The organism is Streptomyces sp. CGMCC 4.7035 (genome assembly GCF_031583065.1).
Classification (GTDB): Bacteria; Actinomycetota; Actinomycetes; order Streptomycetales; family Streptomycetaceae; genus Streptomyces; species Streptomyces yaanensis.
The window spans coordinates 3,907,116-3,928,140 of the sequence record NZ_CP134053.1; the positions used below are offsets into that span (position 1 = coordinate 3,907,116).

The following is a 21,025-nucleotide window of genomic DNA, read 5'->3' on the forward strand; positions in this document are numbered from 1 at the left end:
GAAGGGGCCATCACCATGGCCGTGCACGAGAGTCGATCACCGTCGCCACCGGTGTGACGGGAGAGGACAACCTGCTGGTCGTCGGCGCCCGGCGTCGCGGGGACCGCTTCGGCCTCCAACCCGGCCGGGTCGACCACACGGTCCTGCACCACTCCCTCTGCCCCCTCGCCGTCGTACCCCAGCGGGTGTGAGCGAGGCGGCCGTACGGCCGCCCATGCCCCCCGACCACCGAAGCGCCTGATCACAAAGGAGTACACCACCATGACCGTACGAGTCGGCATCAACGGCTTCGGCCGCATCGGCCGCACCTACCTGCGCGCGGCACTCGACCGCGCGGAGGCGGGCACCCAGGACGTCCACGTCGTCGCGATCAACGACATCGCGCCGCCCGCCACCCTCGCCCATCTCCTGGAGTACGACTCGACGTTCGGGCACATCGGCCGCGAGGTGACGTACGACGACAGCTCCATCACCGTCGACGGCCGACGCATCGCCGTCACCGCCGAACGCGACCCGGCGGCCCTGCACTGGTCCGACCACGGCGCGGGCATCGTCATCGAGTCCACCGGCCGGTTCCGCGACCGCGACTCCGCCGCGCTGCACCTGAAGGCGGGCGCGCACAGCGTGCTCCTGTCGGCACCGGGCAAGGGCGTCGACGCCACCATCGTGATGGGCGTCAACGACGACACCTACGACAAGCACCGCGACCGGATCGTCTCGGCCGCCTCCTGCACCACCAACTGCCTCGCGCCGATGGTCAAGGTGCTCGACGACGCCTTCGGTATCGAACGCGGCCTGCTGACCACCGTCCACGGCTACACCAACGACCAGTCCCTGCTCGACGGCCCGCACAAGGACCTGCGACGCGCCCGCTCGGCGGCCCTTAGCATCATCCCGACCAGCACCGGCGCCGCCCGGGCCGTGGGCCTGGTGGTGCCCGAACTGGCCGGCGCCCTCGACGGGATCGCCGTGCGGGTCCCCGTGGAGGACGGCTCGCTCACCGATCTCACGGTGGTGCTGAACCGCGAGGCCACCGCCGACGAGATCAACGCGGCCTTCGCCGAGACTGCCGACGGCCCACTGAACGGCATCCTGCGCGTCTCGACGGCGCCCATCGTGTCCCGCGACGTCATCGGCGACCCCGCGTCCTGCGTCTTCGACGCCGCTCTGACGCAGACCAACGGCACCCTGGCCAAGGTCTTCGGCTGGTACGACAACGAGTGGGGCTACACCAACCGGCTGCTCGATCTCACCGCGCTGGTCGCCGACGACTGATCACCACGGACCGAAACGGGCCTGCGCAAGCCAACCATCGACAGGCTTGAGGGAGCTTTGTGATGTCGGATGACGTGCTCAACCGCTCCATGGTCCACGCCCTTCTCGCGGACGGCACCACCGTGTGCATCCGTCGCGTGGCCCCGGCCGACCATGGCCCACTGCGGGGAGTCCATGAGGAGATGTCGCCGGAGAACCTGCGTCTCCGTTTCTTCTCCCTGAGCCTGCTGTCCGCCGCACGGGCCGCCGACCGGGCCTGTGCCCCGGCGCGCCCGGGCCACCATGCCCTGCTGGCCGAGCGTCACGGTCAGGTGGCCGGTCTCGCCGAGTACGACACCGGGGGCACCGGCGACGAGGCCGAGATGTCCGTCGCCGTCTGCGGCGGCCCGCACCACCGCGGGATCGGCACCCGGCTCGTCGAGCACCTGGTCGGTCTCCGCCGCCCTGCCATCCCCGCTCACGGACCACGACGTCCACGACCTGACCACGGCCCCGCGCTGCGCCCCGTTCCTGTTCGGCGCCGACGGTACCGGGCCGGTCGGCCTCTCCGACCTAGAACGGCTGCTGCTGCGGCTGTCCCACATGGCGAGCGACCTGCCGCAGCTCGCGGAGGTCGACTTCAACCCCGTTCTGGCGGCGCCGGGCGGCATCACCGTGCTCGACGCTCGCGTGGGCCTGCTGCCCCGCCCCAGGACCCGTATCTGCGCGGACTGCACTGAGGGAGGGAAACACGATGAGGCACGACAAGGTCGGCTCCGTGATGACCACGGAGGTCGTCCGAGCCGAGTACGGCACCCCGTTCAAGGAAGTGGCACGGCTGCTCGCCGAACACCGGATCAGCGGACTGCCGGTCGTCGACGAGGACGAGAAGGTCATTGGTGTCCTGTCCGAAACCGATCTGATGACTCGTCAGGCACAGGCCCCCGATCTCTACCGGACGCGGCGTCGCTTCCCCGCCGTGGCACTGACGAAGCCGGCCAAGCGGCGCGCCGCCAAGGCCCGGGCCCGCACCGCCGGCCAGCTCATGACCGAGCCGCCCGTCACCGTGCGGGCCGACAACACCGTCGCCGAGGCCGCCCGGACCATGGTCGAGCGGGGCGTGGAACGGCTGCCCGTCGTGGACGAGGAGGACCGGCTCGTCGGCATCGTCACCCGCCGCGATCTGCTCCGGGTCTTCCTGCGGCCCGACCGGGAGATCCACGACGAGGTGGTCGAGGAGGTGCTGGAACGCACGCTGTGGCTGACCCCCGGCAGCGTCGACGTCTCCGTGACGGAGGGCGTCGTCACCCTCGCCGGCCGGCTGGAGCGCAAGAGCGACGCGGAGATCGCCGTTTCGATGACTCCTCGGATCGACGGCGTCGTGGCCGTGGTCGACCAGCTCACCTACCGGCTGGACGACTCCCACCTGCAGCCCGCGCGACAAGGGCCGCACGGAGTCACCGAGGACTGGCTGCGCAGCCTGTGAGCGGAGGCGGACCGCGATGCCCGCCAGGGTGCTGGTCGCCTACGGAACGACGAACGGCTCGACCGCGCGAATCGCCCGGACCGTGGCGGCGGTTCCGCACAGCCCCCGCCGCACCGCCGAGCGCACCGGCCTCGGCACTCAGGGCCGAACGGGCCCCCGGACGAGACCGTGCGGCCCCTGCCCCCGAGGCCGGGGCCGCACGACCCTGGCACCGACGAGCAGATTCCATACAGGAGGTGGGCACCATGCCCGCACCCGTCATCGCGGGAGTCGACGGATCGCCCGAGAGCCTGGCCGCCGCGGAATGGGCGGCCCGTGAGGCGGTGCGCCGCGACCGGCCACTGCGACTGATCCACGCCTGGGACTGGTATCCGCGCCCGCACGACGGCGAGCCTGCGAACGCCGCACAGCGGCAGCTCGCGATGCGGGCGCTGCGCCGGGCAGGGGACCGGATCCGCGGCGCGGTCCCCGGCGTCCGCCTCACGGGGCAGCAGGTCGAGGGCCCGGCGACCGCCGCTTTGCTGAAGGCCGCCGAGCAGGCGGAACTGCTGGTCCTGGGCTCGCGTGGCCTGACCGGCCTCGCCGGGTTCCTGGTGGGCTCCGTGTCCCTGGGCGTGGTGGCTCGGGCCACCGGCCCCCTCGTCCTGGTCAAGGGGGAGGAACAGGCCGAGGACGAGCACTTCCCGGCCGAGGACCGCGGCGCCCCGGCGCGTACCGGCTACCGGAACGTGGTGCTCGGTCTCGACGTCAAGGACCCGTGCGACGAAGTGATCGAGTTCGCCTTCGAGGCGGCCATGCTGCGGCAGGCCCGGCTCCGCGTGGTGCACGCCTGGCAGCCGCCGTCCGCCCTCGGCCTGGGCCCCGGTGACATCGCCCTGGTGGACGACCCCTACCGGGCGGATGAGTGGGACGGCTTCGTGTCCGCCGTGCTCCAGCCCTGGCGGGACAAGTACCCCGACGTCGAGGTCGTGGAGACGGTCGTACCGGAAAAGGCCACGACCGCGCTGGTGCGGGCGGCCTCCGGCGCCGGCCTGCTCGTCGTGGGCCGCCGGCTCGTGGACCGGCCGGCGATTGCGCGTACGGGCCCCGTGACCCACGCCGTGATCCACCACGTCGGCTGCCCCGTTGCCGTCGTCCCCCACCACTGAGAGGACCCGGAAGAGATGAGCACGCTGACGACGTACGTGTACGCGTTCGCTGAGGGCGGCCGGGAGATGGCCGACCTGCTCGGCGGCAAGGGAGCAGGACTGGCCGAGATGACCCGGCTCGGGCTGCCCGTGCCGCCGGGCTTCACCGTCACGACCGAGGCCTGCAGGATCTACCTGGCCACAGGACAGGAACCGCTCGGACTCGCTGCCGAAGAGGCCCGCGCCCTGGCCGTCCTGGAGCAGGCCATGAGCCGCACGCTCGGCGCTCCGGACGACCCGCTGCTGGTGTCCGTACGGTCGGGAGCCCGCTTCTCGATGCCCGGCATGATGGAGACCATCCTCGACATCGGGCTGAACGACCGGTCGGTCACCGGACTCGCCAAGGCGTCCGGCCAGGAACGGTTCGCGTGGGACTCCTACCGGCGGCTCGTGCAGATGTTCGGCCGCACCGTGATGGGCGTGGACGGTGACCTGTTCGAGCAGGCCATCGCCGCTCGCAAGGCGCAGCGCGGGACACGCGACGACCACGACCTCGACGCCGGAGAACTCGCCCTTCTCGCCGAGGAGTTCAAGGCGATCATCCGCCGGGAGACGGGCGAGGACTTCCCCCAGGACCCCGCGGAGCAGCTGCGCCGCGCCGTCCGCGCGGTCTTCGACTCCTGGAACGGCGAACGCGCCCGCGTCTACCGCCGTCGCGAGCGCATCCCCGAGGACCTCGGCACCGCCGTCAACGTGCAGGCGATGGTCTTCGGCAACCTCGGACCCGACTCCGGCACCGGCGTCGCCTTCACCCGCGACCCGGCCACCGGCGCCCGAGGCGTGTACGGCGACTACCTGCCCGACGCCCAAGGCGAGGACGTCGTCTCCGGGGTCCGCGACGCCGTACCCCTCGACCAACTGAAGGTTCTCGATCCGCGCGCGTACGTCGAACTCGGTGACCACCTGCGCACCTTGGAGTGCCACTACCGGGACCTGTGCGACGTCGAGTTCACCATCGAGCGCGGCCGGCTGTGGATCCTGCAGACCCGCGTCGGCAAGCGCACCGCCGAGGCCGCCTTCCGCATCGCCCACGACCTGCGCGCGGAGGAGACGATCACGGCCGACGAGGCACTGGCCCGCGTGGACGGCACCGAGCTGGCCCGGCTGATGTTCCCCCGCTTCGACACCACCCCCGCCGACATGCCCCTGGCTCACGGCGTGGCCGCCTCGCCCGGCGCGGCGGTCGGCGTGGCCGTTTTCGACTCCGCCGAGGCGCGCCGCCGGGCCGCCGAGGGGCAGTACACCGTCCTCGTCCGTCGGGAAACGACCCCCGACGACCTGCCCGGGATGATCGCCGCGCAGGCCGTCCTCACCAGCCGGGGCGGCAAGACCAGCCACGCCGCCGTCGTCGCACGCGGCATGGGAAAGGTGTGCGTGTGCGGCGCCGAGTCGCTCACCGTCGACCCGGTCGCCCGCCGCTTCACCACGGATACGGGAGTCGTCGTACGCGAGGGCGACACCGTCTCCGTCGACGGCACCGCGGGCACCGTGCACCTCGGCGCCCTGCCGCTGACCGCGTCCGATGTGGGCCGCGCGCTGGAGACCGGCGAGAGCACCGGCCCGCTGACCGAGGCCGTCCTCGCCACCCTGGCCCACGCGGACTCCGTCCGCCGCCTCCAGGTGCGGGCCAACGCCGACACCCCCGAGGACGCCGCACGCGCCCGCGCGCTCGGCGCCCAGGGCATCGGCCTGTGCCGCACCGAGCACATGTTCCTCGGCGAGCGCAGGAAACTGGTCGAGGCGATGATCCTGGCCCGTGACGACACCGCCCGGGAGCAATCCCTGGCGGCACTGCTGCCGCTCCAGCGAGCGGACTTCACCGGCATCCTGGAGGCGATGGACGGGCTGCCGGTGACCATCCGGCTCATCGACCCGCCGCTGCACGAGTTCCTGCCCGACCGCACCGAGTTGGCCGTCCGGCTCGCGAGCAGCGCCCACCCCGACGTCCACGACCGCGAACTGCTGGCCGCCGTCGAGCGACTGCACGAGCAGAACCCGATGCTGGGCCTGCGCGGCGTCCGGCTCGGCCTCGCGGTCCCCGGTCTCATGGCCATGCAGGTCAGGGCGATCGCGGAGGCCGTCGCCCACCGCCTGGACGTGGGTGGCCGCCCGCACGCCGAGATCATGATCCCGCTCGTCGGCACGGTCGAGGAACTGAGGCTGGCCAGGACAGAGGCGGAACGCGTGCTCGCCGAAGTCACCGCCCGGACCGGCCGAGGCCTGGACCTTCCGATCGGCACGATGATCGAACTGCCCCGCGCGGCGCTCACCGCCGGGTCCATCGCCGAGGCCGCCGACTTCTTCTCCTTCGGCACCAACGACCTGACCCAGACCACCTGGGGCCTGTCCCGCGACGATGCCGAGGCCTCCTTCTTCCCGCTCTACCTGGAGAAGGGCATCTTCAGCGTCTCGCCTTTCGAGACGATCGATCACGAGGGTGTCGGCAGGCTCGTGGAGCTGGCCGTCGAAGCGGGCCACGCCGTCAAGCCGTCGCTGCAGACCGGGGTGTGCGGCGAGCACGGCGGAGACCCGGAGTCCATCCACTTCTTCCACCGTGCCGGTCTCGACTACGTCTCCTGCTCGCCCTTCCGTATCCCGGCCGCCCGCCTGGAGGCCGGACGTGCGGCTGTCGCCGGCATCGAGAGCAGCGACAGCAGGTGAACGACGGGGCCCGGGAAACCGCCGTACCGGCGCCGGCCTCCGTGCAAGCCGGGCCGTACCGGTGACCAAACGCTGGTCGGGGCCGGGCAGCGGCCCCACGGCACCGCGGCCGGGCGGCCCCGGACGTGCGCGTGCGCCGCCCAGGTAACGACCACAGGCACCGGATCCCGGACCACCGGCGCCGTGCCGTGCGCGCATCCGGCCGTAGGGCGGCCGGATGCCCGGCGCACACATCTCGATCACTGTCGACCGCCCGCGACCGGCGAGCGGCCAGAACGGAGAGACGCCATGACCGACGCTCCTCAGCAGTCCCGTGCCTACCTCGTCGGCGGCGGCATCGCCTCGCTGGCAGCGGCCGTTTTCCTCATCCGCGACGTGGGCTTCAGCGGCGAGGACATCCACGTCCTGGAGGAGCTGCCGCAGGTCGGCGGCTCCATGGACGGCCGCGGGGAGCCCGCCGGATACGTCTCCCGCGGCGGACGCATGCTGGAGGACGAGGCCTACACCTGCCTGTGGAACCTCCTGGAGACCATCCCCACGCTCACCGACGAGACGGTGTCGGTGCGCGAGGAGATCCGCGCCTTCAGCGCGAAGTGGCCCACCGACGCCAGGGCCCGGCTCATCGGCAAGGGCGCCGGGATCCTGGACGCGTCCGACCACGGACTCGACACCCAGGACCGTCTGGAACTCACCCGGTTGCTCGTGCTCCCGGAGTCGGTGATCGGAGCACGCCGGATCGAGGACTTCTTCTCCCCGCACTTCTTCGAAACCAACTTCTGGGCGATGTGGCGCACCACCTTCGCCTTCCAGAACTGGCACAGCGCCATCGAGCTGAGGCGCTACTTCCTGCGCTTCATGCAGGAGTTCCCGCGCATGCACACCCTGGCCGGAGTGCGCCGCACCCGGCTCAACCAGTACGACTCGATCATCCGCCCCGTGCGGGCCTGGCTGGAGTCGCGCGGTGTGCGCTTCGAGCACGGCGTACGGGTCACCGACGTCGACTTCGCCACCGAGGACGACGGCACCCGCCGGGTACGGCGCCTGCACCTCGACCGCGCCGGACAACCGGACGCCTACGACCTCACCGACACCGACTACGCGTTGCTCACCCTCGGCTCGATGACCGCCGACGCCGCCTACGGCAGCGACGACCGCGCGCCCGAACTGATCCGGGACAAGCGGGACGGCGGCTGGCGGCTGTGGGAGACCATCGCCGCCAAGGCGGACGACTTCGGGCGACCGGCCGCCTTCCACGGGAACCTGGACGAGGCCAAGTGGGAGTCGTTCACCCTCACCATGCACGGCCCGCTGCTGCTGCACCGTATCGAGGAACTGTCCGGCAACCTCCCCGGCACCGGCGCCCTGATGACGTTCAAGGACTCCAACTGGCTGATGTCGATCGTGGTCCCACACGCCCCGCACTTCGAGGGCCAGCCCGAGGACGTCTACACCCTGTGGGGCTACGGCCTCTTCGTCGACCACGAGGGCGACTTCGTCGGCAAGCCGATGGCCGAGGCCACCGGCCGGGAGATCCTCACCGAGCTCCTCGGCCACCTCGGCCTGTCGGACATAGAGGACCGGGTCGCGGCCACCACGACCGTCATACCGGTGATGATGCCGTACATCACCAGCCAGTTCGCTCCGCGCACCCCTCACGACCGGCCGCTGGTGATTCCCCGCGGCTCGGCGAACTTCGCCTTCCTCGGTCAGTTCACGGAGATCCCCGAGGATGTGGTCTTCACCGTCGAGTACTCCGTGCGCGGCGCCATGCAGGCCGTCTACGGCCTCCTCGGCCTAAACCGGGAGATTCCCGGCATCTACCACGCCCTCACCGATCCGAAGACGGCGTTCGGCGCGCTCAAGGCCGCCCTGACCTGAGCCGCGAGCGACCGCAAGCGGGCCGTCGTCGGCGCGGGTCCGACAGGCCCCGCCCACAGGGTTGTTCGGCTCCGACCTGGTCGGCGGGCACCTCCAGGCCGCGGCGATGGTCAGCCTCAGCAAAGGGACGGGTGCCGAAAGCAGCGCGACGTCCGGGACTTGGAAGGGTTGACGGGGTGACGGATTGAGCTTCAATTCGTCGAGGATCCGCCTCCCCGAGGTTCGGGGCGCAGGGCCGATCGGACCGAATCAATCGGAACCGGTGTCGGAATCGCAGACGAGTTCGGTGAGCCGCTGCAAGAGGCTGACGAGCAGGGCGCGCTCGGTCGGCGTGAATGCCTGGTAGGCGCGGGTCTGGCGCTCCCGCAGCCGGGACCGGAGCAGGGTGAGCCGCTCGGCTCCCTCCCCGGTGAGGCTGACCAGGACCCGTCGCTCGTCCTCGAAGGACCGGCGGCGTACCACGATGCCCTTCGTCTCCAGCTGCTGCAGCATGCGGGTGGCAGTGGGGACGCTGACGTCCGCGCTGCTCGCCAGCCGGCCCACCGGGATGTCCGTCTCCGTGGCCAGCGGTTCGAGCAGTGCGACCTGGGCGAGGGAGAGTCCGTCGAAGTGCTCGGCCCCTGCCGAACGGGCCCGTCGCATGGCGACGAAGAGCGCGTCGGCCGCCCGCGCGATCTCCTCTGCGCTGACGTCGTCGTCCGTCGTGACCTGCTCGACATTGCGGCATCGAGCTCAAGATCCGCTTCCTGCGCGTCAACGAGCGCCACCACTCCATCGCGACAAGCTGGAGCAGTTCCGGTTCGGCGCCCGCTCCCTCGCCCGCTCGGAGAACACCGTTCCGGCCCTCCGCGGCGCCGGCATCCTCGACGACTGAGAGCACCCGGTTTGGCTGCTGCGCCCGATCGGGCAGACGGCGTCAGGCGTTCGGGTCGAAGGGGATGCCGGACGGCATGGAGTGGGCGAGGGCGTACTCGAAGTCGCCGTCCTTGATCTTGATGGTGGCCTCGCCGAAGTCGGCGCTCATGAGCTTGTCGCGGTAGCCGGCGGGATAACCGTTCCAGCCCACCAGGCGCGGGTAGAACCAGCCGCCGGTGGCGTTCTCCGGCGGTTCGTCGTTGGTGTTGGCGAAGCGGAAGTCATGCGTCGAGACGCCGTCCTTGTGGTAAACGATCTTCGGGTGGGTGCCGTCGAAGCGGACGGCCGAGGCAGCCGACACCTGGTAGCTGGTGTGCTGGGAGACCGAGACGTACTGCACCTGGTTGTTGTTGATCCACACCATGACGTGTTCCCAGTCGTGGGTGTGTCCGACGGCCAGGGGGCCGAGCGTCGCCTGGTCCTTCTCGAAGTAGCTGGCGTACATCACGGCGCACCAGCCGTTGTTGCATTTCTCGCGTGAGTAGGTGTTGGCGTTGGCCAGTTGGGCGTAGTCGTGGCAGTGGCCGTTGACGTCGCCGCCGAGCTTGAGACCTGGGTTGATGGTGCCGTCGGCACCGATGGCGGCCGTGGCGTAGCAGCCGTCGCCGTCGTAGTCGTAGGCGGGGGAGAAGGTCTGCTCCAGGCCGTCGGCGTTCTGGGGCAGCAACTGCAGCACGTCGGCGCTTGCCTGCGCCGGGAATGCCACGACGAGAGCCACCGCGCCGAGCACGGCGGCGAGCGTCGTCCTGCGGCGTCTTCTTGCAGGAGGCAGTGGGTTACGCACGTCAACTCCTGAGGGTTGCTGGATGGGGGTCGAGATGGCGGCGCGGTCCACTTCTGGACCGCGCCGCCGATACAAGACCACCGCTGCACCTGGGCCCGTTGGCGGTCGAATTGCCGGTCAGAGCTGGGCGGAGGACAAACGTGTGTGTCAGGTACGCAGGAGCCGCAGGTCGATCGCGTCGGCCATTGCCTTCATGCCCTCGTCGTTGGGGTGGATGTGGTCGCCCGAGTCGTAGGCCGGGTTGAGGGCGGCCGGGTTCGCGGGGTCACGCATGGTCTGGTCGAAGTCGATGACGCCGTCGAAGGCGCCGCTGGTGCGGATCCATTCATTGACGCTCTGTCGGATCGCCTCGGCGGCAGGCGTGTAGTACCCGTTGCCTTCGTCGGGCATCAGAGTCGCGCCGATGATGTTGACGTGGGCGGCATGCGCCTCGCCGATCAGCGTGCGGTAGCCGCTGATGAGGTCCTGGGCCGACAGCGGCCGGCCGTCGGGGCCGGCGTTGTTGCCGATGTCGTTGATGCCTTCGAAGAGGATCACGTCTTTGACGCCCGGCTGCCCGAGGGCGTCGTGCCTGAAGCGCTTCAGGGCGCTGACCCCCTGCCACAGGTTCGGGACGTCGGTGAGTACCCGGTTTCCGCCGATGCCGGCGTCGACGACACTCAGTTTCTGCGGGCCCGGTTCGGCGCCCAGCCGGCGTCCGAGGAAGTCGGGCCACCGGGTGTAGGTGCCGGTCGAGGAGTGGTAGCCGTCCGTGATGGAGTCGCCGAAGGCGACGACGGTGCCCCTCGCGCTCGACGACAGGACGTCCAGCCCTGCCAGGTAGTACCACGAGGTCGTGGTGGTGCCGAACGCGCCGGCGCCGTCGTCACCGGCGTGGTTGCCGGAGGCTATGTAGGTGGTGTCGAAGGCGTCGGAGTGCCACGTCGACATTCCCGTCGTACCGGGGACGTAGAGGCTGACGAGCAGGTTCTCCCCGGCGCTGACCGAGATCGGTACGACGTCGCTGACGGCCTCTTCGCCGGCGGGGATCGTGATGTGGCGGGAGGTACCGAAGGTGATGTTCCGCGTGGTGCCGCGTGTCGCCTCTCCACCCTTGGCCTGGACGGCCACGTCCACGGCACTGACATCGAGCGGGGTGGTGCTGTACCGGTTGGACAGGGTGATGCGTGCGCCCGAGCCCGCGACGCTGCTGTGCACCACCATCCGGATGGTCTGGTTGCTGAAGGACGGGCCTCCGGTCGTCATGCTGGGCGACCAGGCGCTGACCCTGGTGACCTTGCCCTGCGACGAAGACGTGGCGGCACTCGCCACGTTCGCGATGCTCAACGGAGCGACCGTCAGGGCCATGCCGGTCAGTGCGCCGACCACGGTCAGCAAGGACCTGCGGCGCGCGCGGCGACCCGCCGCCACGCTTTCCTTGTCGGGGGACATCCTCGATCTCCACTCTTCTCGTCGTCCGCGGCGGGCCTGGCCCACCGGCTCCAACTGATGTGCTTCGGGGGCGCGAAGGCCGGGCCGAACCGGCCTCAACCGAGGTTGCTCAGCGTGACGGACTCGCCGGGCTTCAGGCTGATCTTCCGCGAGGCGCTGCCCGCGAAGACGGTCGTGTCACGGCCGCCGACGCTCTTCAGCGTCACCTGAGTGACCTTGCCGTTCTTCCACTTGAGGTCGGCGACGAAGCCGCCGCGGACGCCGACGCCGGATACCGAGCCGGATGCCGCCCACGCGGCGGGCAGGGCGGGCAGCAACTCGACGTGACCCGGCCGCGAGTAGACCAGCATCTCGATGATCGCGGAGGGGGTGCCGAAGTTGGCGTCGATCTGGAAGATGCCGCGGCCTCCCCCCATGTCCATGATGTCGAAGAGGTTCGGCGCCGTGCCGTTGCCACCGCCCACCGAGGGCTTCAGGTTGTTGACGACGAGTTGGTAGGCGTTCTCCGCGTTCTTCAGCCGTGACCAGCACAGGCTGCGCCAGGCGTTGGACCAGCCGTAGCTGTCCATGCCACGGGCGGTCAGGAGGGCCGTCGCGCCGGCGAGGATGTCCTTCGGCGTGGAGTCGTCCGGGCGGATCCGGTCGCCGGGGAAGAGGCCGATGAGCGGGGAGAGGTGCCGGTGTGTGGTCTCGCCCAGGTTGTCGGGCGACATCCACTCCTCCAGCCAGCCGGTCTTGGGGCTGACCACGGGCAGGTACAGGCGCTCACGCAGGCCGTCGATGGTCGCGCTGTAGGAGGTGTCCTTGCCGAGTACCCGAGTCGCGGTGTGGTAGTTGCCGAAGAGGTTCCACACCAGTTCCTGGGCGTAGGTGATGCCCTTGGCGTCCAGTGGGCCCTGCTCGGGCGACCAGTCGCTGTCGGCGATGAGGACCTCGCGCGAGGTGCCGGAAGCGTCGGTGACGGTCGTGGTGATGAGGCGGGCCTCCCAGAACTCGACGGCGCCCTTGAGGAGGGGGTAGATCTTCTCGAGGTAGGCGCGGTTCTGGGTGTACTCGTAGTGCTCGAACAGACTCTGGCACAGCCAGGCGTTGCCGGCCGGGTGCCACCACCAGCCGCCTCCGCCGTAGGGATTGGTGGAGATGGCGACGGTCCAACCGGCGATCTTTCCGCTGGAGTTGCGGTACCTGTTGGTCGGGTTGTTGAACAGCCGCTGGGTGACGTCCGTCCAGGAGGGAAGCTGCGCGAGGCAGTAGTCCGCGAAGGCGTCGAAGCAGCCGGACAGGCCCGCCCGGTCGGCCATCCAGTAGTTCATCTGGACGTTGATGTCGGTGTGGTAGTCGCCCATCCAGTCCGGGTCGTTGCCGTCCAGCCATGGGCCCTGTAGGCCCATCGGCAGGCTGCCCCGCGACCCGGAGACCATCAGATAGCGGCCGAACTGCAGGTATGCGGCCTCAAGTTCCGGATCGGGGACGTTGTCCCGGTAGCGGGCCTGCACCCGTTGCCAGGTGTCCAGCTCGCGCTGTGTGGCGGACGATGTGCCGAGGTTGATGTCCAGCTGCTCGAACACCGGGCGGAAGTCGGCGACATGGGTGTGCAGCAGCGTGCTCGCGGAGTGGCCGGCCGCGTTCAGGACCTTGGTCCGCGCCAAACGCTCCGGGTCCACGGACGGGTCGCGGAAGTCGGTGGCCGCGTCGGGCGCGTAGTTGGTGCCGCCGCTGACCACGACGGTGAGATCCCGGCAGCCGCTGAAGGAGATCGCCGTACCCTTGACCGCGACCCTGCCGGTGCCGCTGTACGCGGTGACGGCGGCGCCGTACTTCAGTCCGTTGGCCAACGAGGCGCCGAACGAGGCGTAGCGCCCCGTGCCGCCGGCGGTGGTGGACTCGCCGTGGGTGCCGGCGAGGGAAACGGTACCGGTGTAGGTGCCACCGCCCTGCTGGGAGAAGTACAGGACGATGACGTCGTCCGGGCGGCTGGCGAAGACTTGCCGCTGGTAGGTGACGCCGGACAGGTCGTACGAGGCGCTGACGAGCCCCTGGGCGAGGTCCAGGGTGCGACGGTGGTTGTCGACGGAACCCAGGTCGTGCGCGGGGATGTCGACGGTGAGCTTGGCCAGCAGGGTCAGGGAGCCGAAGTCGTCCCGGCCGTAGGGGAACTGGCCGTCGCTCTGCAGGGTGTCGTTGCGACCACCGGTCCACAGGGTCGCGTCGGTGATCGTCAGCAGTTCGCTGGAGGGGTCGTTGCCCACGAGCGCCCCGAGGCGCCCGTTCCCGACCGGCAAGCCTTGCCGGATCATGGAGTTGGAGTTACCGGGAGCCTGCCACCACAGCTGGTTCTTCGCGGCGGCCGCCGCGGACAGCATGGGCGAGGCGGTGGGGCGGAGGGGGGCCGCCGAGGCGGTGAAGGCGGGCAGACCGCCGAGGGCGGCGACTGTGCCGGCCGCGGCGGCGAGGGCGAGGAATCCTCTGCGGCTCGGGTGGTTGTCGCGCGATTCGGTGTGCTGAGTGTCCACGTTGTGCACTCCATGTCCGGGGAACGGCGCATGCGGGACCGGTGAATGCGGGAACGGCGCATGCGGGAACGACGGATGCGGGCCGTCGGATGTTGCGTCGAGCGGGTGCGCCGGGCGTGGGCACGCCCGGGCGTTGCGGGAGGTGAGTACGGCGGGAGTTGCCACGCCCGCGGGCTGCGGGACGTTGCGGGGGACGGGGGACCGGGGGGACGGGGACGGGGGACAGGGGCCCGGTCCCCGGCGCGGGTCCCGGGTCGTGTCGTACCCGGGACCCGCGGGAGGGATCAGGCGGACTTGGGTACGTCGATCCTGTCGATGTCGGGTGAGTAGTCCCAGCCGCTGTCGAAGGTGATGGTGTTGGAGCCCGCCTTCAGGGCCAACTGGATGCTGACGGTGTCGGCCGTGCTCCAGTCGCCCGTGGAGGGGAACTTCAGGCGGGTGCCATTGCCGCTGTTGGAGTAGACCGTCACCGAGCGGGGGTCGCCGCTGACGTAGGCGACCTTGATGGTGTAGATGCCGTCCTTCTGCACCTTGACGTCGTTGAACTGAAGCTTGCTGTCGAGGTAGAGGTTGCCGGCCTTCTTGCCGCCGGAGCAGGCGTCGCATGCGGCGACGGAGGCGTTTCCGGTCAGGGTGTTGTTCGCGGACTCGGCCTCGTAACCGGTGGTCGCCAGCGGAGCGCCGGCGGGCTTGACGGTGAACAGCCGGGATCCGTGTGCGGGCAGCGTCGCGGTTATCTTGTTCTTGTACGTGCCCAGGTTCTGGTGCCTCCACAGGTCGCGTACGGAGGCCGCGCCGGTGAAGCCGAAGGATGCCCAGTCGGCGGTGACGGAGGCCGCCGAGTCACCGAGATTGAACAGGGCGACCGTGTAGCTGCCGTCCGAGTTCCTGGTCCCCCAGACCTGCTCGTCGCCCATCGGGGTCACGGGGCGCGCGACGGGCGAGGTGTTCTGGTCGACGGCGATGACTTCCTCGTTGGTCAGCAGGGACAGCCCGTAGCTGTCCAACTGGGTGAGGTCGTCACCGGTGTACAGAGGTGACTTGTTGATGGCCCACAGGGTCATATAGCTCTGCCGCTCGGCGTCGGTGAGGCCGTCCATCGCCCCGTTGCCGACGTCGAGCGCGTCGAGGTCGTTCCAGCCGCCCGGGCCCGCCTTGTGGCTCCACGCGGGGGCGTCGTTCCACCGGTCGTTGACCGAGTTCTCCCAAGTGACCAGCGTGTTGCAGTAGCACTCGACGTCGGTTTCGATGCGCCAGCCGTTGGAGTACTTCTTCCAGTCGGCGGCGTGACCGATGTCGAGCGACCAGGACAGCTCGAGATGGATCGGGCGCCCGGTGGCGGCGATGGCCTTGTGCCAGGCGGCGACGTCCGCGACGTTGTTGTAGTTGTCACCGGACTTGAACGAGCCCGGACCCACCCCGTCCAACTTCAGGAAGTCATAGCCCCAGTCCGCGAACATCTGCGCCTGCGAGTCGATGTACTTCTGCGCGCAAGGGTTGTCGAAGTCCAGCTTGTACGCGCTGTCCCAGCCGTTGGTGGTGCGCAGGTCCGGGTAGACGATGTCCGCGGTGGTACAGCCGGGAGCGTTCCAGATCGAGGTCTTGCCGTCGCCGTAGGCCCCCTTCTCCAGGCCGACGGGCAGGTAGATGCCGGCCTTGAGCCCCTTGGAGTGGATGTGGTCGGCGACCGACTTCATGCCGTGGGGGAACCGGACCGGGTCGGGCGTCTGCCGGCCGTACTGGTCGAACTCGGACGTCCAGTTGCGGTCCATCCACCAGCCGGCGTCGATGTTGACGTAGTCGTAGCCGTACTTCTTCAACTTCGAGGCGAGGGCGTCCGTCTGCTTCAGGACGTTCGCCTCGGTGAGGTAGCTGTAGTTACCGTCCGGGTTCAGGCCCGGGTACTGGGAGGACTGCATACTCCAGCTCGACCAGCCCATGTACGGCTTGGCCGCCAGGCCGGAGGCGGCGTCGGCCGAGGTGGCTGTCGTGCTCGTGGAGCTGGCCGTGGCGGCCTGGGTGGCGGCGGCCGGGACCGCTGTGGCGAGTCCGGCCGTGACGGCCAGGACCAGCGTCGCTCTGACGGTGCGGCGCGGGAAGCGGGGGATGGCTCCACGCAGGACTCTGTACGGGGATGACCGCATGGGTCGCCTCCTGTGCTGGGGTGTGCGGGGTCGTGCGGTGGCACGCGATGGGAAAGGGGCGTTGTTCCGGGCAGGGGACGGGTGGTACCGGGCAGGACGCCGGGGCCAGGCGGTCGGGTGGTCTGCCGCAAGGGCGTCGGGTCGGCGGCTCAGCCGTTGCCCGAGCCGATGGTGAGCCCGCTGATGAACTGTCGCCGGGGCGTGAAGTACACCAGGAGCAGGGCAATCGCGGTCATGGGCGCACCTGCCGCGGTGAGGTGGGGATGGGCCACGGCCTTCCGGTCGGGCCGGTTCCCGCGCCGCGAGCGGTGAGCGCGGGCATGGCCGGTGGCAGCGGCCCGACACCGAACAGCAGGTGGATCACCGTTCGGCAGCCGGCTCGTGCGGCGGTCTATGGGCTGCGGCTCTGCAGCGTCATCGCTACTCCTCGTACGTGTCCGACGCCATGAAGGACTGGATCGCGGTGGCCGCGGCCCCGCGCGCCCACTCCTCGAAGGGCAGGGGGCGTGTGATCACGTCACACTGTGAAGCCGTACCGAAGGCGGACGCGGCGAACGCGTCCCGGATGCCCTCGGCGAAGAGGTCGTAGGCGGCCAGGCCCTCACCCGAGATGATCACCCGCTCGGGACCGAAGATGTTCACCAGGGACCCGATGGCCTTGCCGATGGCTTCACCGGCCCGTGCGTAGACCGCACGGACACCGGGGTCTCCGTCGTGGGCCAGGTCCAGCGCCTCGGCTGCGTCGCTCACCTGCTTGCCCGTCGCCGCGCGCACCGCGCGGAGTATCGCGGGGTCCGCCGCGATCGCCTCCACGCAACCCCTGTTGCCGCAGTGGCAGAGCGGGCCGAGCGGGTCGAGGGACAGATGCCCGATCTCGCCGGCCACGCCGTGCGCGCCTGACACGACCCGCCCGTGTACCACCAGGCCGCAGCCGATCCCGGCGCCCACGGTCACCAGGGCGAAGTCCGAGAGACCGACTCCGGCACCGAACCAGTGCTCGGCGACCGTGAGCGCCCGCACGTCGTTGTCGACCGTGACCGGCAGCCCGGTCGTGGTCCCGGCGAGCTCGGCGAGCGGTACGTCCCGCCACTCCAGGAAGGGCGAGTAGCGGACCACACCGTCCGCACGATCCACGTCCCCCGAGATCGCGATGCCCAGCCCCCGCACCCGCACACCGAATCCGTCGGCCTCGGTGAGCAACTCCTGCACCAGAGCGGTGATGGCGGGGAGCACCGCCTCCGGCTCGCGCCCCTTCAGGGGTACGTGCCGGGAGATCCGGATACGGCAGCACAGGTCGGCCAGTACGGCGATGATCTCGTCGCCGGTCACCTTGATTCCGATGAACAGCGCCCTGCCCCCGTCCACCCACACCAGGTTGGCCGGACGTCCCACTGCGGGCCGCGCCTCCTCGTCCACACCCTCGACCAGATAGCCGAGTTCCATCAGCGGACGGACCGCCTTGGTGACTGCGGCCGGAGAGAGCCCGGTCCTGCGCCCCACCTCGGCCCGGGTGAGCGGACCGTGGGAGAGCAGGGTGGTGAAGACCAGGGAAGCGGCCGGCGTCATCGCAGGGGCCGCCTCGTGGGAGGGGGTCGAGCGCATGGCCGGAAACCTAGGGAGGTTATTTTTCGCTGTCAATAAAGAAAGCAAGGTCTTTTACAAGACCATGAGTTGACCAGGGAGAACCTGTAAAACCTAGATCCAAGACGGGCGTTGACACGCGATCGAAGGCAGGGTTGGCTGCACACAGCTCCTGCGCGGCACTCTCCGAACATGAGGACCCATGTCTGCCATCTCCTTCGACTCCACCTCCGGCGTCTGGCTGCTCTCCACTGCGCACACGTCGTACGCGATGCGGATCGACGGCACGGGAGCGCCCTGCCACCTCGCCTGGGGCCCTCGGCTGTCCCTCGCGGCGGCCGGTCAGCTCGTGACTCCCCCGGCGGGAGAGGTCAGCAGCTTCGAGGGCCGTTCCCCGGCCGGAGAGGAGTTGCCGGTCGACGGCGGTGCCCGGTACGGAGCGCCTTCCCTCCGGGTGCGGTTCGCCGACGGCACCCGGGCCTTCGAGTGGGCGCACCTGGGCCACCGGATCAGCGAGCCGGCGCCCGGAACGATGGAACTCGCCCTTGAGTTCCATGACCGCCACTACCCGCTGGCGGTCACGCTCCACTACCGCGTCCACGACGACACGGACGTCATCGAGCGCTGGACCATGCTGCGCAACACCGGACAGCAGCCGATCGCCCTGCTCCGCGCGGACTCGGCCGCCTGGACGCTGCCGCCGCGCGACGACTACCGCATCAGCCATGTCACGGGCCAGTGGTCGGCGGAGGATCTGCTGCACCGGGAGCGGGTGCCGCACGGCGAGACGGTGCTCACCAGCCGGCGTGGCATCACCAGCCACCACGCGAGCCCTTGGCTGATGCTGGACGACGGCGAGGCCACCGAGGACCGCGGCGAGGTGTGGAGCGCGGCCCTGGCGTGGAGCGGAAGCTGGCACGTCATCGTGCAGCGCACGCCCGACGGGCGGACGTGCTTCACGGGTGGAGCAGGTCATGACGGCGCGGAACTGCCCCTCGGCCCCGGTGCGGAATATGCGACCCCGCGCTTCGCGGCCCTGTACACCGACCGCGGCTTCGGCGCGGCGAGCCGTGCCTGGCACGCGTACGTCCAGGCCCATGTGCTCCCGCACCCGGACGAGACGCGCCCCGTGCTGTTCAACTCCTGGGAGGCCACGGGCTTCGATGTCGACGAGGCCGGCCAGAAGGCACTCGCGGCCCGGGCGGCGAAACTGGGGGTGGAGCTCTACGTCGTCGACGACGGCTGGTTCCGAGGCCGCCGCGACGACACCGCCGGACTCGGCGACTGGACACCGGACTTGGAGCGGTTCCCGCAGGGGCTTGGCCCGCTGGTGGAGGAGGTCCACCGGCTCGGGATGCGCTTCGGACTGTGGGTGGAGCCCGAGATGGTCAACCCGGACAGCGACCTCTACCGCGCGCATCCCGACTGGGTGGTGCACTTCCCGCACCGCACCCGCACCGAACTGCGCAACCAGCTGGTGCTCAACTTCGCGCGTGACGACGTCGCCGAATGGGCGTACGGATGGCTGACCCGCCTGGTCGCGGACAACGGGATCGATTTCCTCAAGTGGGACATGAACCGCGCCTTCAGCGAGGCCGGCTGGCCCGCTCGCGAGGACGGTCAGGACCTGCTGTGGACGCGATACGTGCACAACCTCTACGGCGTGATCGACCGGCTGCGTGCGGACCACCCCGGGCTGCGCATCGAGACGTGCAGCGGTGGCGGTGGCCGCGTCGACCTGGGCATTCTGTCCCGTACGGACCAGGCATGGCCGTCCGACAACACCGACGCGGCGGACCGGGTCTCCATCCAGCACGGCTTCGGTCAGATCTACCCGGCCCGGGTGATGGCGGCCTGGGTGACGGATGTGCCCAACCAGCTCACCGGCCGCTCGGTGCCGCTGCGTTACCGATTCCATGTCGCGATGGCGGGCGTCCTGGCGGTGGGCGGTGACCTCGCACGCTGGACGCCGGAGGAACTCGCCCAGGGCGCGGAGTTGGTGGCGGAGTACAAGAAGATCCGTCACATCGTCCAGCACGGCACCCTGCACCGGCTGCGCGGTCCCGTCGATGACGGACCGACCGCCGTGCAGTACACCACCCCGGACCGCCGGGAGGTCGTGGTGCTGGTGTGGCAGCGGGCACCCCGCCACGGCACGCCGCGCCCCGCCCTCAGGCTCGCCGGCCTGGATCCCGCCGCGCGATACCGGGACGCCGCCACCGGCACCGTGCACCACGCGTCCGTACTGACCGGGTACGGGATCGCGCCCGAGCTGCCGGCCGGTGACTGGTCCAGCACATGCCTGCACCTGAACAGGGTCGAGGACGGGGCGGCCGACGGCATCGACCCTCGGTGAGGCTCCGATTCCGGGTACCGGGCGATCGAGTTGCTGACCCGGCAGGGCCATGAGGAGCCCTTCGAAGTGGGGGCGTGGTCAGGGGATTGCCGACGCGGGGTGCGGGCAGCCTGTTGTCCCTCCCAGTGAGTGAAAGGGCTGGTCCTCAAACGCAGCCTCTCAGACCTGGGGCGGCCTGGCTCGCGCGTCATCGCCGTGGGCAGGGTGGTGGGTCGCTCAGCCGGCCGAGCGCGCCTCGGCGTCCCGACGCTGCCGTTCGCGGTCACGCTCGGTCTCCCGGCCCCAGGGCCCGCCGGCGGCGCGATGGCTCAGGCCGGTCCGCAGCCGGATGGCGAGCCGCTCGGCGAGCGCCCGGCGCAGGCCCAGCTCGACACCGGTCCGGGTCGCCTGCCTCTCCGGGCACTGGCCGGCGGGTTGCTGACGACCGGTCAGGTACGCGTCCACGGGGGCGCGCGCGGTCTGACGCTCAGGCAACAGGACCCGTACGGAACCGATCGCGTACCCGAAGGCCTTCTGCTCCGCCCACGACACCAGCTCGTCGCGGCTGGGCTCCCAGTCCGCGTCGGCCTCGTGCTCGCCGTCCTCGTCGTCGTAGAAACGGCTGTCGGTTTCGAGGTCGTGGAGTGGCTCTGACCGATGGCCGGGCGTGAGGCGCACGCGGGGTCTGTGAGCGTGCACAGTGCGAAAGAGTTTCGACCTCTTGTCAATGGATCAATCGTCGGGCTACTGGCTGTTCGCGTATGTCAGCCGCAACCCTCTCTGTGCACGTTCACGGAATAGCTGGCACCACCTCTGTCGATCCATCGGGAGCCGGACATGCCCTCCTTCGCCCCTC

The 21,025-nt window shown here is 70.1% G+C and carries 17 protein-coding genes and 1 pseudogene; 9 read left to right on the forward strand and 9 right to left on the reverse strand.

What is annotated here, in order from left to right; translation table 11 throughout:
* The first annotated feature begins 53 nt into the window (after nucleotides 1–53).
* Nucleotides 54–191, forward strand: a complete 138-nt coding sequence (locus tag Q2K21_RS16735; RefSeq protein WP_386275567.1) for a universal stress protein — start codon at nucleotides 54–56, stop codon at nucleotides 189–191.
* Nucleotides 192–261: 70 nt separating this feature from the next.
* Nucleotides 262–1,275 carry a type I glyceraldehyde-3-phosphate dehydrogenase gene (gap, locus tag Q2K21_RS16740; RefSeq protein ID WP_310771538.1) on the forward strand — a complete coding sequence of 338 codons (1,014 nt, stop codon included), beginning with the start codon at nucleotides 262–264 and terminating at the stop codon, nucleotides 1,273–1,275.
* Here gap and Q2K21_RS16745 read toward each other — a convergent pair.
* Entirely contained in the window at nucleotides 1,227–1,700 is a 474-nt protein-coding gene (locus Q2K21_RS16745) for a hypothetical protein (RefSeq protein ID WP_310771540.1), read from the reverse strand. The two genes, gap and Q2K21_RS16745, sit on opposite strands and share 49 nt — an antisense overlap.
* A 55-nt stretch (nucleotides 1,701–1,755) precedes the next feature.
* Here Q2K21_RS16745 and Q2K21_RS35785 point away from each other — a divergent pair.
* The 5 genes and pseudogenes from Q2K21_RS35785 to Q2K21_RS16765 form a co-directional block, all read left to right on the forward strand.
* Nucleotides 1,756–1,890, forward strand: a pseudogene (locus Q2K21_RS35785) (hypothetical protein); the annotation flags it as partial.
* 118 nt (nucleotides 1,891–2,008) lie between these two features.
* Nucleotides 2,009–2,740 carry a CBS domain-containing protein gene (locus tag Q2K21_RS16750; RefSeq protein WP_310771542.1) on the forward strand — a complete coding sequence of 244 codons (732 nt, stop codon included), beginning with the start codon at nucleotides 2,009–2,011 and terminating at the stop codon, nucleotides 2,738–2,740.
* A gap of 245 nt (nucleotides 2,741–2,985) precedes the next feature.
* A complete protein-coding gene (locus Q2K21_RS16755; protein WP_310771544.1) occupies nucleotides 2,986–3,888 on the forward strand; it encodes a universal stress protein in 903 nt (300 codons plus the stop codon).
* A gap of 15 nt (nucleotides 3,889–3,903) precedes the next feature.
* Complete coding sequence (gene ppdK, locus Q2K21_RS16760) at nucleotides 3,904–6,588, forward strand: pyruvate, phosphate dikinase (protein WP_310771546.1); 2,685 nt, start codon at nucleotides 3,904–3,906, stop codon at nucleotides 6,586–6,588.
* A gap of 288 nt (nucleotides 6,589–6,876) precedes the next feature.
* The gene (locus Q2K21_RS16765; RefSeq protein ID WP_310771548.1) at nucleotides 6,877–8,466 is read left to right on the forward strand and encodes an oleate hydratase; all 1,590 of its coding nucleotides are present in this window, start codon (nucleotides 6,877–6,879) and stop codon (nucleotides 8,464–8,466) included.
* A 249-nt stretch (nucleotides 8,467–8,715) separates the two neighbouring features.
* On the opposite strand, the gene Q2K21_RS16770 is transcribed toward Q2K21_RS16765, so the two are convergent.
* Nucleotides 8,716–9,108 carry a MarR family winged helix-turn-helix transcriptional regulator gene (locus Q2K21_RS16770; protein ID WP_310771550.1) on the reverse strand — a complete coding sequence of 131 codons (393 nt, stop codon included), beginning with the start codon at nucleotides 9,106–9,108 and terminating at the stop codon, nucleotides 8,716–8,718.
* Here Q2K21_RS16770 and Q2K21_RS16775 point away from each other — a divergent pair.
* Nucleotides 9,107–9,340 carry a hypothetical protein gene (locus Q2K21_RS16775; protein ID WP_310781412.1) on the forward strand — a complete coding sequence of 78 codons (234 nt, stop codon included), beginning with the start codon at nucleotides 9,107–9,109 and terminating at the stop codon, nucleotides 9,338–9,340. The genes Q2K21_RS16770 and Q2K21_RS16775 overlap by 2 nt on opposite strands.
* A gap of 42 nt (nucleotides 9,341–9,382) precedes the next feature.
* On the opposite strand, the gene Q2K21_RS16780 is transcribed toward Q2K21_RS16775, so the two are convergent.
* The 6 genes from Q2K21_RS16780 to Q2K21_RS16805 form a co-directional block, all read right to left on the reverse strand.
* On the reverse strand, nucleotides 9,383–10,165 hold the full coding sequence (locus Q2K21_RS16780; protein WP_310771552.1) for an NPP1 family protein: 783 nt from the start codon (nucleotides 10,163–10,165) through the stop codon (nucleotides 9,383–9,385).
* A gap of 147 nt (nucleotides 10,166–10,312) precedes the next feature.
* A complete protein-coding gene (locus Q2K21_RS16785; RefSeq protein ID WP_310771554.1) occupies nucleotides 10,313–11,596 on the reverse strand; it encodes an SGNH/GDSL hydrolase family protein in 1,284 nt (427 codons plus the stop codon).
* A gap of 95 nt (nucleotides 11,597–11,691) precedes the next feature.
* Entirely contained in the window at nucleotides 11,692–14,109 is a 2,418-nt protein-coding gene (locus Q2K21_RS16790; RefSeq protein WP_310771556.1) for a glycosyl hydrolase family 95 catalytic domain-containing protein, read from the reverse strand.
* 284 nt (nucleotides 14,110–14,393) lie between these two features.
* Nucleotides 14,394–16,253 carry an alpha-galactosidase D gene (locus Q2K21_RS16795; protein ID WP_310771558.1) on the reverse strand — a complete coding sequence of 620 codons (1,860 nt, stop codon included), beginning with the start codon at nucleotides 16,251–16,253 and terminating at the stop codon, nucleotides 14,394–14,396.
* 149 nt (nucleotides 16,254–16,402) lie between these two features.
* On the reverse strand, nucleotides 16,403–16,525 hold the full coding sequence (locus tag Q2K21_RS16800; protein ID WP_310771559.1) for a hypothetical protein: 123 nt from the start codon (nucleotides 16,523–16,525) through the stop codon (nucleotides 16,403–16,405).
* 148 nt (nucleotides 16,526–16,673) lie between these two features.
* Nucleotides 16,674–17,855, reverse strand: a complete 1,182-nt coding sequence (locus Q2K21_RS16805) for an ROK family transcriptional regulator (protein WP_310771561.1) — start codon at nucleotides 17,853–17,855, stop codon at nucleotides 16,674–16,676.
* Between the two features lie 181 nt (nucleotides 17,856–18,036).
* Between Q2K21_RS16805 and Q2K21_RS16810 the strand changes: the two genes are divergently transcribed.
* Nucleotides 18,037–20,190 carry an alpha-galactosidase gene (locus Q2K21_RS16810; protein WP_310771562.1) on the forward strand — a complete coding sequence of 718 codons (2,154 nt, stop codon included), beginning with the start codon at nucleotides 18,037–18,039 and terminating at the stop codon, nucleotides 20,188–20,190.
* A 216-nt stretch (nucleotides 20,191–20,406) separates the two neighbouring features.
* On the opposite strand, the gene Q2K21_RS16815 is transcribed toward Q2K21_RS16810, so the two are convergent.
* On the reverse strand, nucleotides 20,407–20,847 hold the full coding sequence (locus tag Q2K21_RS16815) for a hypothetical protein (protein WP_310771564.1): 441 nt from the start codon (nucleotides 20,845–20,847) through the stop codon (nucleotides 20,407–20,409).
* Between the last annotated feature and the right edge of the window lie 178 nt (nucleotides 20,848–21,025).

Excerpts from the sequence above, each read along its gene's own strand:
- gap (WP_310771538.1), top strand. The coding sequence starts at position 262 with ATGACCGTACGAGTCGGCATCAACGGCTTCGGCCGCATCGGCCGCACC.
- Q2K21_RS16785 (WP_310771554.1), bottom strand. The coding sequence starts at position 11,596 with ATGTCCCCCGACAAGGAAAGCGTGGCGGCGGGTCGCCGCGCGCGCCGC.
- Q2K21_RS16765 (WP_310771548.1), top strand. The coding sequence starts at position 6,877 with ATGACCGACGCTCCTCAGCAGTCCCGTGCCTACCTCGTCGGCGGCGGC.
- Q2K21_RS16795 (WP_310771558.1), bottom strand. The coding sequence starts at position 16,253 with ATGCGGTCATCCCCGTACAGAGTCCTGCGTGGAGCCATCCCCCGCTTC.
- Q2K21_RS16775 (WP_310781412.1), top strand. The coding sequence starts at position 9,107 with ATGGCGACGAAGAGCGCGTCGGCCGCCCGCGCGATCTCCTCTGCGCTG.
- Q2K21_RS16750 (WP_310771542.1), top strand. The coding sequence starts at position 2,009 with ATGAGGCACGACAAGGTCGGCTCCGTGATGACCACGGAGGTCGTCCGA.
- Q2K21_RS16810 (WP_310771562.1), top strand. The coding sequence starts at position 18,037 with ATGTCTGCCATCTCCTTCGACTCCACCTCCGGCGTCTGGCTGCTCTCC.
- Q2K21_RS16770 (WP_310771550.1), bottom strand. The coding sequence starts at position 9,108 with ATGCGACGGGCCCGTTCGGCAGGGGCCGAGCACTTCGACGGACTCTCC.
- ppdK (WP_310771546.1), top strand. The coding sequence starts at position 3,904 with ATGAGCACGCTGACGACGTACGTGTACGCGTTCGCTGAGGGCGGCCGG.
- Q2K21_RS16805 (WP_310771561.1), bottom strand. The coding sequence starts at position 17,855 with ATGCGCTCGACCCCCTCCCACGAGGCGGCCCCTGCGATGACGCCGGCC.
- Q2K21_RS16755 (WP_310771544.1), top strand. The coding sequence starts at position 2,986 with ATGCCCGCACCCGTCATCGCGGGAGTCGACGGATCGCCCGAGAGCCTG.